Source organism: Marinobacter azerbaijanicus, assembly GCF_030250645.1.
GTDB lineage: Bacteria > Pseudomonadota > Gammaproteobacteria > Pseudomonadales > Oleiphilaceae > Marinobacter > Marinobacter azerbaijanicus.
This window is the reverse complement of sequence record NZ_JASSVS010000003.1, coordinates 575,484-592,116: the sequence shown is the minus strand read 5'-3', so window position 1 is coordinate 592,116 and position 16,633 is coordinate 575,484. Positions and strand designations below refer to the sequence as shown.

Genomic DNA, 16,633 nt, shown 5'->3' with positions numbered 1-16,633 from the left:
CTTTAGCGACGGGCAGGCCTGGCCAGCCACTCCCGACCTTTCAGCATACCGTGCCAGTATAGCGTTGGCAGCTGTTTCGCTTTAAGCCACCAGGCGGCTCTGGTGGCCTGGGTGCCATCGTTGATCCACTTGGGAAAGCTGGGTTGCAGAACCCCGCCGTAGCCAAATTCCGCCAGTACGATCCTGCCGTTCTCTACCGTCAGTGGACAGGAACCATAACCGAGGTAGGCTGCACGCAGGGGCTCATCGCGCAGGCTGGCAATAAGGTTTTCTGCCACTACTGGCGCCTGTTTGCGAACCGCCGCTGCGGTTTTTGCATTTCCGGTTCCGCTGACATCGCCAAGGCCAAAGATGTTGGGCACGTTTTTGTGGCGCAGTGTGTCATCCGCCAGATCAAGCCAGCCACCCTCATTGGCCAGAGCAGATTCACGAATGAATTGCGGAGCACGCTGGGGCGGTACGGCGTGCAGCATATCAAAACTGACTTCACGGTCCTGACTGTTACCTTCGCCGTCGGAGCTGCGGAACACCGCAGTTCTGGCAGGGCCATCAACGGCAACCAGAGTGCTCTGGAAATTCACATCAATGCCATATTTCCCGATATAGGCCTCCAGTGCCGGCACATAATCCGGCACACCAAACAGAACCGCCCCCGCATTATGGAACTGGATATCCATGTTCTTCAGCATACCGTGCTTTAGCCAGTAATCAGCAGACAGATACATGGCTTTCTGAGGCGCGCCAGCACACTTGATCGGCATCGGCGGCTGGGTGAACAGAGCCCGGCCCCGTTCAAGATTACGGACCATATCCCAGGTATAACTGGCCATGCCCTCTCGGTAGTTCGAGGTAACACCATTGGAGCCCAGTGCGGCTTCAAGGCCCTCGATTCCGCCCCAGTTAAGTTCCAGCCCCGGCGCCAGAACAAGCGCCGTATACTCAATGGATGAGCCATCATCCAGACAGACCTGGTTTTTGTCCTGATCAACTGCTGCCACTGTCTTCTGATACCAGGATACGTACGCCGGCATCACTTCTGACATGGGCCTGGAGGTGACTTCCGGGCGGAAAACACCGCCCCCTACCATGGTCCAACCGGGCTGATAGTGGTGTTTGCCGGCGGGCTCAATAATCGCTATATCAATGTTTCGATCACGCTTGTGAATGCTTGCCGCGACAGAAATACCGGCAGCTCCACCGCCTACGATCACGACGGTATGCGTTTTGACATCGCCCTGGGGTGCTGTGGTGCTACTGATCATGCTCGAACCTCTTGTCTTTGTTTGGAGCGTGTGGCGCTTGAGATTCATCAAATCCTACCAAACTTTATATTCTATCGTTATATTATTTTGTAATATGTCAAGGTCAGGCAGGTTCGGCTTTTAATCAGGAACCGCGGCCGGGGGCGAAAATGACTTTGTTACTGAATGGATTCACAGAACCGCTCTAATGTGGTGGGATGCATACAGGGTGCCGGGCGATCAGTAGTGAGGATTAGAGACACAAGATGGAGAGAAAACACAACGACGCCACCAATATGCAACAACTCCTGGATCAGATCCGCGAATCAGCGGCAGATTCCGGGCAGGTATCGGTAAACGCCATCCTCAATGGGGTGGGAGAGCGCTCATTCGGGCCGGTCGTGCTGCTGGCCGGGCTGATTACCGTCGCACCATTGATCGGGGATATTCCGGGTGTTCCGACAATTCTGGGGCTGGTGGTATTGCTGACGCTGGGGCAACTACTGTTCCAGAGGCATTCCATCTGGCTACCGTCCTGGATATCCCGGCGCTCGGTTCCACAGGACAAGCTTTTGAAAGGACTGGACTGGCTGCAAAAGCCGGCCCGGTTTCTGGACCGGTGGACAGGGCCGCGCCTGGTGTTTCTGGTGGACGGGCCCGGGCTCTATGTGATGGCGATTCTCTGCATCCTGGTTGCCATGGCGATGCCGGCAATGGAGGTAGTGCCTTTTAGCGCCAATGGTGCCGGCGCAGCGCTGATGACCTTCGGCCTGGCAATTGTGGCCCGGGATGGACTGCTGGCCATTGTGGCAACGTCGCTTACGCTGCTGACAGGCTGGTTTGTCATTACCGGCCTGTCAGGCTAAGCCGCCTTTTATCGCTGGCTATTTCCGAGGTCTTCGAAAAATGCATTGGTGCGCTCACGGATCTCCTCCAGCCTGGCATGCCATTCCTGCTGGTAGTTTCTGAAAGACTCGTCGCTTAACTGCGAGAACCGTGCGCCCGCCTCTGCCAGCGCGCGGGAACTGTCAGCAAAGGCATCAAAGTCCGGATCATCCAGCCGGTCGCTGCTCTGGTGAAGGTCTGCAGCTGTTTGCTGCAGCGCACTGCGGTCTCTTGCGGGAGCCTGCTGATTCTCCTCCAGAGCCTCTTCGACGGACTTCTCTAGCTCTTCCATGAATTCCTGCAGTGCGCGGCCGTAGTCTTCCATAGCCTGCTCTGCCTTACGGGCCGCCTCATCTGAATAGGCTTCGAATTCGCGGGCCATGGCATCCATCTGGCTGGTCAGGTCGTCGGAGGATCGGCTGAAGGTAGCCGAGAGGCGCTCGCCCAGCCTGTTGATTTCCCCCATCAGGCCGTCCAGGGGTGAGGGATTCATGATGGCTGTACCCGTGCGGTCATAATCCACCAGCCAGTCACCATTCAGCTCCACAAGATAGGTAACCACTTCCCTGCGTTCGCCGGTGGCGCCGTCTTCAGAGGGCAGGCGGGTAACAATCGTGGCTTTGCGCTCTTCGATTACCACCCTGCCGAAGTCCGGTACGGTTTCAAACCAGTCGCGGCGATAGCCGTCAAAGGCGGAAGGATCGGCAAGAGTCGACAGATTGGCAACGGCGTCCGCATCATCTTCGGCCATGGCCTGCCAGAACTCTGCGGCCACTTCCTGCGGCGTTTCCGGCTTACTACACCCGGCAACAAAGGCTACTACCAGCGGCAGCAACGCCACTTTCAACCACGCGTAACTCATCCACTCACCCTCAAACTGTGTCAATGCAGGGCGAATAATACTACACCGACTACAGGTTGCAGGTCAGTTTTACCAATTCTTCATCAAACACCCGGCGGTTTTCGCTGTAATCCACGGGCACCTCGATCAGGTGCACGCCACCAGCGGTCAGAGCCCGCTTCAGAGTAGGCTGCAGGTCTTCAGTCCGGCTGATGTGGTGGCCGGTAGCGCCGTAGGCATCAGCGTACTTCACGAAGTCCGGGTTGTTATAGTCGAGACCGAAGTTCTCGAACCCTTCCTGGGACTGCTTCCACTTGATCATGCCGTAGGCATTGTCGTTGATTATCAGTATGACCAGGTTGAGATTCAGGCGTACGGCGGTTTCCAGTTCCTGGCTGTTCATCATGAAGCCGCCGTCCCCACATACTGCCATCACCTTGAGGTGCGGATACAGCATGGCCGCCATCATGGCACTGGGCAGGCCGGCGCCCATGGAGGCCAGGGCGTTGTCCAGCAGCACGGTATTGTTGTCGTAGGCCGGGTAATTGCGCGCAAACCAGAGCTTGTACATGCCATTATCCAGCGCGATGATGCCGTCTTCAGGCATTACCTGGCGCACGTCGTGAACGATCCTCTGGGGGATGACAGGGAAGCGACCGTCATCAACTTTCTCCGCCAGATGGCTGTCAACGGCAGCCTTCACTTCCATGAACCGGCTGAAGTCGTGGGACGAACACTGGCCGCAGCGTTCAGCCAGGTATTCCACACTGTTGGCGATGTCCCCCACCACCTCATGTTGTGGAAAGTAGACCGGGTCTACGTCCGCGGCGCTGAAGTTCACGTGGATAACCTGCTTACCCCCGGGTTTCATGAAGAAGGGGGGCTTCTCAACCACGTCGTGCCCCACGTTGATCACCAGGTCGGCATGGTCGATGGCGCAGTGTACAAAGTCGCCGGAAGAAAGCGCAGCGTTTCCCAGATAGCGCGGATGGCGCTCGTCCACGACCCCCTTACCCATCTGCGTGGTGAAAAAGGGAATGCCGGTCACATTCACCAGATGTATCAGGGCCTGAGACACCCGTTTGCGATTGGCGCCAGCGCCAATCATGATCAGCGGGTGCCGTGCCTTGCTGATCATGTCGCAGGCACCATCCAGACTCTTGGTGCTGGCCGAGGGCCGGCGGGCGTCACTGGGCTGGAAGATGTGGGTGTCGGGTTCCGCCACTTCCGATGCGATATCCTCCGGCAATTCCAGATGGACCGCACCGGGACGTTCCTCGGCGGCGAGCCGGAAGGCTTCCCGGACCTTGGCAGGAATGGTATTGGCGTTGCTGATCTGGCGGGTATATTTGGTGAGCGGGCGCATCAGGTCCACCACATCCAGGATCTGGAACAGGCCCTGTTTCGACGATTTGATGGGCTTCTGCCCTGAAATCATCATCATGGGCATGCCGCCAAGCTGGGCATACGCGGCTGCGGTTACCAGGTTGGTGGCGCCAGGCCCGAGGGTAGACAGGCAAACACCTACCCGGCCGGTAAGCCGCCCATAGGTAGCCGCCATAAAGCCCGCTGCCTGCTCATGGCGATTGAGGATCAGCTCAATGTCGGATTCGCGCAATGCCTCAAGAAGGTCCAAGTTTTCCTCACCCGGAACCGCAAAGATATAACGAACACCTTCATTTTCCAGGGCACGAACAAACAATTTCGCCCCGTTCCGGCGATTGCTGGCCTCTGCGGTCATTCTCTCTCCTGTTCTTACCTGGCTGTCTGAGCCTGCTATCCCTCTTGCGGAGGTTCGGCCTGCAATGGATCGGCGGGCAACCTGTCACGTCCCCAGCTACGGTGGACACGGCTGATTACCCGCTCCAGCTCTTCCTCGCCCACCTCGGCAGGCTCCCCCCGTTCAAGAGGGTCAAAGTGAAAAATATAGAGCCGTGAAGCGAATTGTTCAAAGGGCAGAGAGGCCTCACCAAACCTTTCGCCCTTCCCTGCCGTGCTGACCACGACCTCGTCACCCCAGTTCTGGCCGCTGTCGTTATTGGGGTTGAAGAAGTACACCCTCATAACGTCATCCGGGTCCAGTGTGACACGGAGGATGGTGATGGCGTGCCAGCCTATGAATCTTGCGGCACTATCTGTTACGGCTACGCCCGCTGGTTGCGGGTGGATCAAAGGCTGGTTGCCGTTGTAATACGGATGGTAACTGGCGTAGAAATGCCTAAGGAACGTTTCCAGGTCCTCCAGCTGGCCGGTGGCCACATCAACATTGATGCGGAATCCGCGGCCTGCGGACCAACCGTGGAACTCCGGGTTTACCCACTGATGGGGGTCGCCCTGCCGGTTGACACACAGGCGCCCCATTTCTGCATAGATTCTGTCCAGGTGCGGCACCACGACAAGCGATACCGGGTCCAGATCCAGCGTCACTTCCGAGGCGACGCCCCCCCGGCTGGCTGCCGAGGAGACCGGCTGGCCTTCGAAGTGCATGATGATCTCGTTGTCCCGTGCGGCCCAGGCTACCATCTGCAGCAGGTAGTCCGGATCATTGTAGGCCCACATCGACAGTGCTCGCGCGGACTGACAGGTAGGGTTGTTGCCCTGCCCCACGCCCAGGGGCTGGCCCAGCATATTGAGTACGCCCTGAATCAGCCAGGCCTTGGGCTGGGGTTGATAGCCGTAGGCTAACTGGATGCGCTCACGAGCCTCCGGGCATATGGACAGGCGAGCCTGTCGCCAGAGAGCGGGCGCCAATGGCGGCTGGTAGAGAATGCCCCGCTCCAGCATCAATGACAGGCCGTAGAGTCCCTGTGCCGTCTCGGGGAATACACCTTCGATCACCAGCTCGTGAACCAGGTCCTTGTAGCACAACAGGCAGTCACGGCCGGTACTGGAGAGGCCCAGGGCCTCGCTGAGTATTGAGTCCTGTTTTTCCAGGATGTAACGCACAAACGCTGCATGATATGGCGATACCAGGCCGGTGTCGTGCATGGAGCGGGCAAAACCCGTTGCCTCACTCTGCAGGGCTCCCGAATCCATGGACTGCAGGCGCTCCTCGTAAACCAGGATCCCCGGATCTTCCCTGCAGGCCTGGGTTGGCCCATAAAGGCTTGAGATCAGGCGTTCAGCACCCTGGCCGGCACCACCCAGGTCAACATTGGGGTCAACCCTGCATAACGCAATCTGGGTGATCATCTTCCTGACACTGGTCACCTGGATCGGCCGCTGCTGCAGAATGCGCCATATTTCTTCAATCAGCTTGTCGATGACATGTTCGTAGCCAATTTGCGCAGCAATGTGTTGCACCACCGCACGGCTGATCAGAGCCAGCTTTCCCTGTTCCCGCTCAGCTTCGCCGGACTCGCCAAACACCATGTTCAGGTTAATGGCCAGCACCTGAGTCAGATAATGGTGTGCCTGTTCCGCCGATACCGACTCGTGCAGGTACTCACCACGGGCAACCGCCAGCAGGCGCAGCTCGCTCATAGCCTCGATGATGACTGTATCTGCCTGGGGACTCTGCAGCGAATAAGTTGTAAGGGAGGGTAAAAGAATGGAGGGGTCTGCCCAGTCGGTTCCCCAGAATACGCCTGCTTTCTCAAGCCATTCGGCGCGCTCCTGGATCGCGTGGCAGCCACCCGGCTGAAGCAGTACCCGGCGAACTATGTCAAATACGCGGGGCAGCTTGGCGGGTTTGGCGAAGTCACGGCTCTCGTCGAGAGCCGTGATCGCGTCATCCAGCCGTTGTACCAGTTTTTCGAGATTAACGACAGGCGCCGGGTTTCCGGCGTCGGAATTGCTCAAACTGTCTTCCTCAGGGTCTGAACCAGACCCATTATTGTTAATTCCTTGCGGAATTATACATAGAAATCCAGTTCTTCCTGATGTTTCAACAAATCTCTCATCACATAGGGGTCTTCACCGAAGAAGTAAATCAGGCCCCAGTGTGTGCCAAACGCGGTACGCTTGGTGACTGTTTCTTCCATCGGTGGCGTCAGTTCGTGAGACTCGAAGTACTCGTGATTCTCGGTTTCCTCCGGCATTTCCAGCTTGCTGACTACCCGGCGGCGCGGGTAGACACCGAAACAGCCGGCATAACCCTTGGCATCCACCACCTCTTTCGGGAAGAAGGCCTTGACCTCTTCATCGGTGGTTTTCGGATCGAACGTCATGATCAATGCCTGATAGGCGTTGAAACCATAGGCCCGTTCAAGCAGTTCGAATACCTTGAACCCGGGCGGCCGATAGGCCACTTCCCCGAAGTACATGGTGCTGTCGCTGGTCACGAAGTACTCGGGGTGGATAAACCCGAATTCGATGTCAAATGTCTTGATCAGTTTCTCAATCTCGCGGGTAATCTGTTCGCGATACTTTTCCAGGTCCGGGGTAGCCGGTACGAATACGGAATACCCCAGAGTGACGTATTCCGAGATGTTCAGGAACGCAATCTTACCCTTATGAATCCAGGCCTCGACCGCGAATTCCCAGCCATCCAGGTGGGATTCCATCAGCACCGGAAATTCTTCGTCGGGGATGGTGTCCACCTCATCCGGTGTGCGGATAACCCGGTGGCCCAGGCAGCCGGCCTTGTCGAAGGCCTTCAGGTGAATCGGATCGTTGGGGTCACCGTCCAGCTTGAGCAATGTCTGGTTAACACGCTTGAGGAAGCGAATAACGTCGTCCCGGTCATGGGCTTCCTCAAAAATACCGACGCGAATACCGCCCAACTGGGCACGGCGCTTCATCAGTGCCTTGTCCCGCAACAGCATGGACTGGCCGAACAGCTTGGGCTGATCCATCAATACCGAGTTGATGGCACCGGCCCATTCCACCGTCTCTTCGAACAGTGGAATCGCCACATCCACACCCATCTCTTTGAGTGTCTGGGCAATCTCCACGGAGCGGTCGTTCAGACGTTCGAAATTCCAGGGAACATAGGGAATATCGTGTTCTTTGCAATAGGCTTCAGCCCAGTCGGGAGCCACCACCACGTAACGGCGGTCGAATTTGTCTGCGGCTTCCACCGCATTCAGACTCCAACCCAGGAGTGCGACATAACCTTTATTGGGATCGAACTTGTGCTCGCTCATAGGCGTTCTCCTTTGGGATGTTTACTTATAACGTAACGCTTTGGTTACAAATCGCAACCAAACCCGGCGCCTGAAATGCGATGCGCGCCGGCCCTACCGGCGGAAAAACCAGTGTTGCCAGCGCTTTTGACACCCTTAGATCGTTTGGGAATATCACCCCAGTTTCAGGGTTGAGAGCGTTCGTTCCCGCACCTTTTTGAGCAATTGCTCATCATCAACCAGGGACTGACCGTAGGAGGGAACCATGACTTTCATGCGCTCCTGCCACTCCTGTGTCCTGATCCTCTCCGGGAAGCAGCGTTCGATCACATCGATCATGGCATGGGCAGCTGTCGAAGCACCCGGTGAGGCTCCCAGGAGCGCGGCCAGAGTGCCGTCTTTCGCCGCCACAATTTCAGTACCGAACTCCAGCTTGCCGCCACCGTCCGGCGATTTCTTGATGATCTGGACACGCTGGCCGGCGTCCTGCAGGCGCCAGTCTTCCTCGCGCGCATCCGGGAAGTAGTTGCGCAGGGAGGCCACGCGGTCACTGTGTGACTGGAACACTTCGCCGATCAGGTAGCGGGTCAGGTCCATATTGGTGCGACTGACGGAGAGCATGGGGCGAAGATTGGTGGGGCTGACGGAACCGAACAGGTCCAGGACCGAGCCCTGCTTGAGAAAACGCGTGGTAAACCCTGCAAACGGACCGAACAGCAGGGCCGGCTCGCCATTGATGATGCGGGTATCCAGATGCGGCACAGACATCGGAGGCGCGCCAATCGGCGCCTTCCCGTACACCTTGGAATTGTGCTGCTCAACGATTTCCGGTTTCTGGCAGACCAACCACTGCCCACTGACGGGAAAGCCGCCATAGCCCTTCGACTCATCGATGTTGGATTTCTGCAACATCGGCAGCGCGCCGCCCCCGGCACCCAGGAAAACAAAGCCGGCCTCGAGCTTAGTCAGCTCGCCGGTTTTCTGGTTTTTTACCCGAACCTTCCACCGACCATTATCGCGCTTGGCCAGATAATGCACGGGGCTACTGAGCATCAGCTCGAAATTCGGCGTGGTTTCCAGGAACTTCACCATGCTGCGGGTAAGGGAGCCAAAATCCACATCCGAGCCATGCCTGATCCGTGTGGCTGCTACCCGTTGCATCGGATCGCGGTTGTTGACCACCAGGGGCATCCATTCTTCCAGATCCCGTGGAGATTCGGAGTACTCCATTTCACGGAACAGGTGGTGGGCGCTAAGTTTCTCGAAGCGGCGCTTGAGGAACTTCACGCTATCCTCGCCCCAGACAAAACTCTGGTGGGGCGTACGGTTGATGAAGCTTTTGGGCTCCGGCAGGATGCCCTGCTCCACGAGGTGGGACCAGAACTGAAGCGAGACTTCGAACGAAGCATTGATCTTCAGTGCCCGCTCGATGGTAACGTCGCCGTCTTCGGTTTCCGGGGTGTAGTTGAGCTCACAGTACCCGGCATGCCCGGTACCCGCATTGTTCCATCCGTCGGTGCTTTCATGGGCCACGTGATCAAGACGTTCCACCATGACGATGTCCAGGGAAGGATCCAGCTGCCTGAGCATCATGCCGAGGGTAGCGCTCATGACGCCACCGCCGACCAGCACCACATCTGCCTGTCTAACGGCCATTGGTTATCACCCTAGCTAGTTTAAAGCCTGTAACCCATCCGCGATCAGCAGAGGGGCTTTCTGAAATTGCGCGCGAGATTATCCCGTTTTCTGAGCGGATAATAAATTGCGATTGTCAATTGACGCCCAGCCAACGTACTGAATTTCTTTACGACCAGTGGCCGCGACTGGGTCAAACGTTTAAAATGCGCTCGCCGGACGTGGTTACTATCATTCTCGCGCCTGCGGTCAAGGATATCACCGCCACTTTAGTCTCATGCCGCGTGGCTTTCACCATCAGGTTTTCTTTATGTTATTGGCACTTGCAGCAATCATTGCTGGTCTGATTCTTCTTGTCTGGAGCGCCGACCGCTTCATCGAAGGTGCGGCGGCAACCGCCAAGCACCTGGGCATGCCTTCCCTGCTGATCGGCATGGTGATCATCGGGTTCGGTACCTCCGCGCCAGAACTGGCAGTATCCGCCATGGCCGCGCTGGATGGTAACCCGGGACTGGCCCTGGGCAACGCCTATGGCTCAAACATCACCAATATTGCGGTCATCGTCGGAATTACCGCGGTGATCGCTCCAATTGCTGTGCACTCCCAGGTCATACGCAAAGAGCTTCCTCTGCTGCTGGTCCTGACCGCCATTGCCGGTTACCAGTTGATTGATGGCGAACTGACACGGCTTGATGGCTGGGTGCTGCTGGCTGTCTTCGCGGCAGTCATGGGCTGGTCCATCTATCAGGGCATGCAGGGCAAGGGCGACTCACTGATCGGCGAAACGGACGCCGAGCTGATGGCCCACCCGATGCCCCTGAATATCGCGCTGATGTGGCTGGCCATTGGCCTGGTTTTGCTCCTGGTCAGCTCCCGCATGCTGGTCTGGGGCGCAGTATTCATTGCCCAGAGCCTGGGCGTGAGCGATCTGATCATCGGTCTGACCATTGTCGCCATAGGCACATCACTACCAGAGCTGGCGTCTGCGCTGGCGGCGGTGAAGAAGAATGAGCACGACCTGATACTGGGCAACATCCTCGGGTCAGGTATTTTCAACACCCTGGCTGTTGTTGGCCTCGCGGCGACCATTGAACCAATGACCGTTGATATGGAAGTACTTTACCGGGACTGGACATTAATGGCTGCCCTGACCATTGGTCTGCTGGTAATGAGCTTTGGCCTGACGGGCAAGGCCCGTACTGTCGGCCGACCGGACGGCGTGGTCCTGCTGCTGGTGTACGTCGGTTACGCCAGCTATCTGGTATCGACCGTGGTCGGCTGATCACAGGGTCAGTCCTGATTCTCCCAGAATACCATGGCCACGGAATTCAGACAGTAGCGTTGCCCGGTCGGCGGCGGCCCATCGGGGAACACATGCCCCAGATGGCTGTCGCAGCGCGGGCAGCGAATTTCTGTGCGGGTCATGCCCAGGCTGCTGTCTTCAATATAACGAATGTGGTCGGTATCGAACGGCTGAAAAAAACTGGGCCAGCCGGTGCCGGAATCAAATTTCGAATCCGAACTGAACAGTGGCAGCTCGCATAACCGACAGTAATAGACGCCGGGGTTTTTGTTATCCAGCAGCGTGCCGCAGAAGGGCCGTTCGGTGCCGTGGTCCAGCAGCACGCGGCGCTCTTCATCAGTCAGGCTGGCGGCTTTCTTCTCAATCTGTTCCGGTGTCAGCGGTGTCAGGTCGTAACCTGCAGCAGAAACGCTCATAGCAGCCTCCTCAGGCAATATCGTTATCGGAGTAACCGGGTTTCAGCCGATCACCGAATGCGTCCACAAGCTTTTCCATCTTTGGTGCTGCAACAGCCATGATGTAGGGCTGATAAGGATTCCGGGCGGCAAAGTTCTGGTGGTACGACTCCGCAGGATAGAATGCGTCCAGTGGCTCAAGGGTGGTCACCACCGGGTCATCGTAGACGCCCGCCGCATTCAGCTGGCGGATATAGGCCTCCGCCACCTGTTTCTGGTCTTCCGTCTCGTAGAAGATCGCTGAACGGTACTGGGTACCACGATCATTACCCTGACGATTGAGCTGGGTAGGATCGTGAGCCACAGAGAAGAATACTTTCAGGATCTCGCCCAGGCTCACCGTTTGCGGGTCGTATCGCACATCGACCACTTCGGCGTGGCCGGTCTGGCCACTGCATACTGCTTCGTAGTTTGCAGTGTCCTCGCTGCCACCGGCGTAGCCGGACTCAACACTGTTCACCCCGTTAACCGCCAGAAAAACCGCCTCTACACACCAGAAGCAGCCACCTGCCAGCACGATTCTCTGCTCCCTGTCGCTACTGGCAGGCAGATCGCTCTCGGGGTCCGGAAAACGGCTTTTCGGTACGTTCAGGCCTGGAATATTGCAGGATGTCGACATATCAGCTTTTGCCTCTGAGTCATTACCATTAATGCGCGTACGCTTGTGCCCAAGTGTGGTCTTACTGAACGGTTTTGGCCACCCCGGCAGACCCGATCAGAAAAGCAGCAGCCCCGCCAGGGCACTGGCGGGCGCCAGGATCCACACCGGCACCCGCCACAAAGCCAGGGCAAGCCAGACCAGCAGAACAAACCCCACTGACCCTGAACCATGTACGGCCGAGGTCCAGACCGGATCATACAATGCAGCAATCAACAACCCGACGACACCTGCATTCACTCCGGCAAGTGCTGACCGGGCGACTTCATGGCTGCGAATGTAGGACCACAGGGGAAGACCGGCAAACACCAGCAGAGTTCCTGGCAGGAAGACAGCAAAAACGGCTACTGCCGCACCGGCCCAACCATTTTCTACACCACCGAGAAACGCAGAGAAGGAAAACAGCGGCCCCGGCATCGCCTGGGCAACCCCATAGCCGGCCAGGAAGGTGTCTGCCGGCATGGCGCCAGATGCCACAAAGCCTTCCTGCAACCAGGGCAGCACCACATGCCCGCCACCGAACACCAATGCACCGGCACGATACAGTTCGGCCCAGATCCAGCCCAGGGAGCCCGACGCCAGCGGTATGAATGCCAGCACCAACAGCAAAATAAACACGGCAAAGAAAGCCATGGGGCGACGAGTCTGTACGGGTATGGTCAATGCCTCTGCAGACTGTTTCCGGGGCAGCTTCAATGCCGCACCCGCTGCCCCCGCGACAAGCAGTGCCAGAATCTGCATCCAGGTTTCACCAACGGTCAGCAACAGTATCGTTACCAGTACTGCGATGGATAACCGCGGGCTGTCCGGGCACAGGCTCCGGCCCATCTGCCAGACGGCCTGGGCAACAACCGCCACCACGAACAGTTTGAGGCCGGTTATCCATCCACCCTCTCCGGCATCCGGCCATAACCCAAGACCCAGGGCAAACAATGTCATCAACAGGGCCGATGGCAGGGTAAACCCAAGCCAGGCTGCGGCAGCACCACTGTATCCGCGCTGCAGGAAACCAAGCGCCAGCCCCACCTGACTGGACGCGGGCCCCGGCAATAACTGGCACAGCGCAACCACTTCGCCATAGGCGGAATCCGACAACCACCGCCGGCGTTTTACAAATTCCCCATGGAAGAACCCCAGATGAGCCGCCGGGCCGCCAAACGAGGTCAGGCCAAGACGCAGAAACAACAGAAAAATGTGCCAGACAGGTAACGACCCGGGGTAGGCATCCTTGGACATGGAACCCTCTGTCTCCGACAGCGTGAATTAAGAAGAGTGCACATTATGACTTCCCTGTTGCATCACTCCCAGACCCGACCATAATGAGGGGGCGGGTTGACCGGATCGTGACAGGAAACACTCACAACAACCAACAGGATCAGCAATGACTGCCCGGGCCCATACACCAGAAAATCAGGACGAACTGCTGGAATATCGCCTGAGCCTCAGGCTTGGCCCGGTTCACGCGCGACAGCGCCTCGGCATTGAACGGGAAGCGGAGGCAAAGATTTTCGGGCCGGACCAGCATTCGTTCCATCTCGAGAATATTACCTCGGCACCACGGTTTATCAGCACCTGCCTGAAACTGGCGGGACTGTTCCGGCGGGGCCAGGCTAACAGCCGCCGTCTGGACACCGTTCATAACCACTTCCACATCAACGGCCTGCCGGCGGCGTTCGAGGGCTATCGTATACTGCAGCTGACCGACCTTCATGTCGATATGGATGAGGCCAACCTGCAGGCAGTTATCGACCGGATCGAGCCTCTGGAATACGACCTGTGCGTGCTGACCGGTGACTACCGTCGCCTGACCTGGGGGCCGATTGATAATGCCATGGAGGGAATGGCGAGGCTGCGGGGCGCCATCCGGGGCAAGGCTTACGCGGTTCTGGGCAATCATGACAGTGTGCGCATGGTGCCCGGCCTCGAGGACATGGGGTATCACCTGTTAATGAATGAACACGTGGAACTGAAAAGTGGGGATGACAAGCTCTACCTGTCAGGCGTGGATGATGCCCATTTCTACAAAGTCCACAATCTGCACAGGGCCGGTGACCGGATTCCACCGGGCGGCATCAGCATATTGCTCAGCCATACCCCCGAAATCTGGCGGGAGGCTGCCCATGCCGGCTATGACGTTTTCCTGTGCGGACATACCCATGGTGGGCAGATCTGCCTGCCCGGCGGCATTCCCGTCACCCTGGATTCCGACTGCCCCCGGGAACTTGGCCGCGGCTACTGGCGCCGCAACGGCATGCAGGGTTATACCTCTCCGGGAACCGGTACTTCGGTGGTCAATGTCCGCCTGAACTGCCCGCCTGAAGTTACCCTGCACACCCTCACGGCCGGACCGGGCTGACCAGGCTCAATGGGGCTGGTGACGAATACCCAGCCGATACAGCAACGGTGACAGCAGAATATTGGAGAGGGTAAAAAGCACTATCACGCCTGCTACGGCCAGGCCACTCAGCTCGAGCCAGAGCCACGCCAGTAGCATGGGCAGTAATGCCTCGGGAATCTGGTCCAGCCCTATGGCCCGGGCACTGGAGGCCATACCGGCACGGCGCTTGATGAAGCTGCTGATCATATCGCCAATCAGGCCCAGCAACCCGAACACCAGGCCAAATAGCAGTCCCATCCCGGTCATCAGCGTAAACAGGCCGCAAGCCAGCGTACCTGAAACAACGCCGCGCCAGGTTTTGCTGCTCCCGAGCAGCGGCCTGCCATCCCGCCATAGCCTGTCACCGTCGACAGGAGCGGACCAGTGGCTGCCAAACAGGCGAGCGGCCAGAACCGGCGCTCCGTTTGCCAGCACCAGCATCACGAAGAGCTCGAGATAGATCAGGCAACGCCGCCTTTTGTCAGTTTCAGCGGGTCCATCAGTTCCTCGAGCCGGTTACGGTCGAGACCACTACGTTCCTCCGCCACATCAATCACCGGCCGCCCGGTCTGATAGGCTTCCTTGGCAATCTCGGAGGCCAGGCTGTAACCGATTTCCGGGTTCAACGCGGTAACCAGCACCGGATTTTTACCAACGGCTTCGTTAAGGTGATCAGTGTTCACCGTGAAATCCCGGATTGCCTTCTCACCCAGCACGGTGGATGCATTGGTCAGCAGCTCAATCATGTCCAACAGATTTGCCCCCACCAACGGCAACATAACATTCAGCTGAAAATTGCCAGACTGCCCGGCAATGGCAATGCTGTTGTCCAGGCCCATGACCTGGGCCCCCACCATTGCTACCGACTCCGGTATTACCGGGTTTACTTTGCCCGGCATAATGCTGCTACCCGGTTGCAACGCTGGCAGGCTGATTTCCGCCAGACCATGGATAGGTCCGCTGTTCATCCAGCGCAGGTCATTGGCAATCTTGGTGAGCACAATGGCCATTCCGCGGAGCTGTGCCGACAGAGCCACCGGCGCGTCAATGGCACTCTGCCCTACAAACTTGTGCTCCAGGGAACGGAACTGGTAGCCGGTGTTGGACCTGAGAAACTTGATGAACTGGTCCGGAAATTCGTGCAGCGCGTTCACGCCGGTACCCACCGCTGTCCCGCCCTGGGGGACCTCCAGCAGATCATCAGATGCCGCCTCAAGCCGCTTTTCAACAGCGAGCAGTTGCTCCCGCCAGGTTCTCAGCTCCTGGCCCAGGGTAACCGGCATGGCATCCATCAGGTGGGTACGGCCGGTTTTGACCTGATCAGTGAACAGGGCTTCACGCTCGTAAATGATTCCGCAAAGGTGGGTCAGCGCGGGAATCAGCCGCTCCTGAATCCCGGCAACCGCACTGACATGAATGGCAGTTGGAATCACGTCGTTGGAGCTCTGGCTCATGTTCACATGGTCATTCGGGTGAATCTCTACCTCGTCCTGACCTGCCAGTGCCGCGATGACCTCATTCACATTCATGTTGGTGCTGGTGCCCGAACCGGTCTGGTAGCGGTCAATGGGGAACTGGTCGGCGCATTCGCCATCCAGTATGCGGTTCCCTGCCGCCACAATGGCATCGCGGGCCTCGTTGTCCAGCAATCCGAGGCTGGCGTTGGCGTCGGCGGCCGCCTGTTTTACCCGCACCACCGCAGCGATGAAGGCCGGCGGCATGGGTAAGCCGCTGACCGGGAAATTCTCAACGGCCCTCTGGGTCTGGGCTCCCCACAAAGCGTCCTGGGGGACGCGCACTTCTCCCAGGCTGTCCTTTTCTGTCCTGAACATAGTCATGACATCCTCCTCGTCAGCCAGCTGCGATCATTTATTAAGTGGCGACTTCAGCCTGACATGGTCGCAAATGCCGGTAACCTGATCAAAATTCAGAATCAGGGTATGAACTGTATTGGTATAGGCATCGTGCAGGTGGAACTTGAACCGGTGCTGCTTTTCCCCCTGCAGGTAGCCATCGTACTCCCTCACCAGTTCACGTACGTCGCCCCCCTCGTCCCTGGACCAGGTCGCGTTATAGGGCCCCAGGATGGCTCCGCCGGACAGGCATACGGTCACTTCGTGATTGGTAAGGGCATTTTCGGGAACGGACATAACTCTCTCCTGACAAAACAGT

At 57.9% G+C, this 16,633-nt stretch carries 15 protein-coding genes; 3 read left to right on the top strand and 12 right to left on the bottom strand.

The features are described from left to right. Positions 1-2: 2 nt before the first annotated feature. The gene (locus tag QPM17_RS09130) at positions 3-1,262 is read right to left on the bottom strand and encodes an NAD(P)/FAD-dependent oxidoreductase (RefSeq protein ID WP_285390338.1); all 1,260 of its coding nucleotides are present in this window, start codon (positions 1,260-1,262) and stop codon (positions 3-5) included. A gap of 245 nt (positions 1,263-1,507) precedes the next feature. Here QPM17_RS09130 and QPM17_RS09125 point away from each other — a divergent pair, with 245 nt between their 5' ends. Beyond that, positions 1,508-2,107, top strand: a complete 600-nt coding sequence (locus QPM17_RS09125; RefSeq protein WP_285390337.1) for an exopolysaccharide biosynthesis protein — start codon at positions 1,508-1,510, stop codon at positions 2,105-2,107. Between the two features lie 8 nt (positions 2,108-2,115). Here QPM17_RS09125 and QPM17_RS09120 read toward each other — a convergent pair whose 3' ends face one another. The 5 genes from QPM17_RS09120 to mqo form a co-directional block, all read right to left on the bottom strand. Continuing rightward, positions 2,116-2,988, bottom strand: coding sequence for a hypothetical protein (locus QPM17_RS09120; protein ID WP_285390336.1), 873 nt, complete (start codon positions 2,986-2,988; stop codon positions 2,116-2,118). A 49-nt stretch (positions 2,989-3,037) separates the two neighbouring features. Then, on the bottom strand, positions 3,038-4,708 hold the full coding sequence (locus tag QPM17_RS09115; RefSeq protein WP_285390335.1) for an acetolactate synthase large subunit: 1,671 nt from the start codon (positions 4,706-4,708) through the stop codon (positions 3,038-3,040). 35 nt (positions 4,709-4,743) lie between these two features. Then, positions 4,744-6,768, bottom strand: a complete 2,025-nt coding sequence (locus QPM17_RS09110; RefSeq protein WP_285390334.1) for a hypothetical protein — start codon at positions 6,766-6,768, stop codon at positions 4,744-4,746. 53 nt (positions 6,769-6,821) lie between these two features. Further along, on the bottom strand, positions 6,822-8,054 hold the full coding sequence (locus QPM17_RS09105) for an ATP-grasp domain-containing protein (RefSeq protein ID WP_285390333.1): 1,233 nt from the start codon (positions 8,052-8,054) through the stop codon (positions 6,822-6,824). A 153-nt stretch (positions 8,055-8,207) separates the two neighbouring features. Beyond that, on the bottom strand, positions 8,208-9,689 hold the full coding sequence (gene mqo, locus QPM17_RS09100; RefSeq protein WP_285390332.1) for a malate dehydrogenase (quinone): 1,482 nt from the start codon (positions 9,687-9,689) through the stop codon (positions 8,208-8,210). 289 nt (positions 9,690-9,978) lie between these two features. Here mqo and QPM17_RS09095 point away from each other — a divergent pair, with 289 nt between their 5' ends. Further along, positions 9,979-10,950 carry a calcium/sodium antiporter gene (locus QPM17_RS09095; protein ID WP_285390331.1) on the top strand — a complete coding sequence of 324 codons (972 nt, stop codon included), beginning with the start codon at positions 9,979-9,981 and terminating at the stop codon, positions 10,948-10,950. A gap of 8 nt (positions 10,951-10,958) precedes the next feature. Here QPM17_RS09095 and msrB read toward each other — a convergent pair whose 3' ends face one another. The 3 genes from msrB to chrA all read right to left on the bottom strand — a co-directional run bounded on the left by msrB (position 10,959) and on the right by chrA (position 13,320). After that, the gene (gene msrB, locus QPM17_RS09090; RefSeq protein ID WP_285390330.1) at positions 10,959-11,387 is read right to left on the bottom strand and encodes a peptide-methionine (R)-S-oxide reductase MsrB; all 429 of its coding nucleotides are present in this window, start codon (positions 11,385-11,387) and stop codon (positions 10,959-10,961) included. A gap of 10 nt (positions 11,388-11,397) precedes the next feature. Next, complete coding sequence (gene msrA / locus QPM17_RS09085) at positions 11,398-12,045, bottom strand: peptide-methionine (S)-S-oxide reductase MsrA (RefSeq protein ID WP_285390329.1); 648 nt, start codon at positions 12,043-12,045, stop codon at positions 11,398-11,400. Between the two features lie 96 nt (positions 12,046-12,141). Continuing rightward, complete coding sequence (gene chrA / locus QPM17_RS09080) at positions 12,142-13,320, bottom strand: chromate efflux transporter (RefSeq protein ID WP_285390328.1); 1,179 nt, start codon at positions 13,318-13,320, stop codon at positions 12,142-12,144. A gap of 145 nt (positions 13,321-13,465) precedes the next feature. Here chrA and QPM17_RS09075 point away from each other — a divergent pair, with 145 nt between their 5' ends. Then, on the top strand, positions 13,466-14,440 hold the full coding sequence (locus tag QPM17_RS09075; RefSeq protein WP_285390327.1) for a metallophosphoesterase: 975 nt from the start codon (positions 13,466-13,468) through the stop codon (positions 14,438-14,440). 6 nt (positions 14,441-14,446) lie between these two features. On the opposite strand, the gene QPM17_RS09070 is transcribed toward QPM17_RS09075, so the two are convergent. Genes QPM17_RS09070 through QPM17_RS09060 form a run of 3 tightly spaced genes read right to left on the bottom strand, consistent with a single transcriptional unit; the run spans position 14,447 to position 16,611 of the window. Beyond that, positions 14,447-14,902: a CDP-archaeol synthase gene (locus QPM17_RS09070; RefSeq protein ID WP_285390371.1), complete on the bottom strand. Its 456-nt coding sequence runs from the start codon at positions 14,900-14,902 to the stop codon at positions 14,447-14,449. A 20-nt stretch (positions 14,903-14,922) separates the two neighbouring features. After that, complete coding sequence (locus QPM17_RS09065) at positions 14,923-16,299, bottom strand: class II fumarate hydratase (protein ID WP_285390326.1); 1,377 nt, start codon at positions 16,297-16,299, stop codon at positions 14,923-14,925. A 27-nt stretch (positions 16,300-16,326) separates the two neighbouring features. Then, positions 16,327-16,611, bottom strand: a complete 285-nt coding sequence (locus QPM17_RS09060; protein WP_285390325.1) for a hypothetical protein — start codon at positions 16,609-16,611, stop codon at positions 16,327-16,329. Positions 16,612-16,633 lie beyond the last annotated feature (22 nt).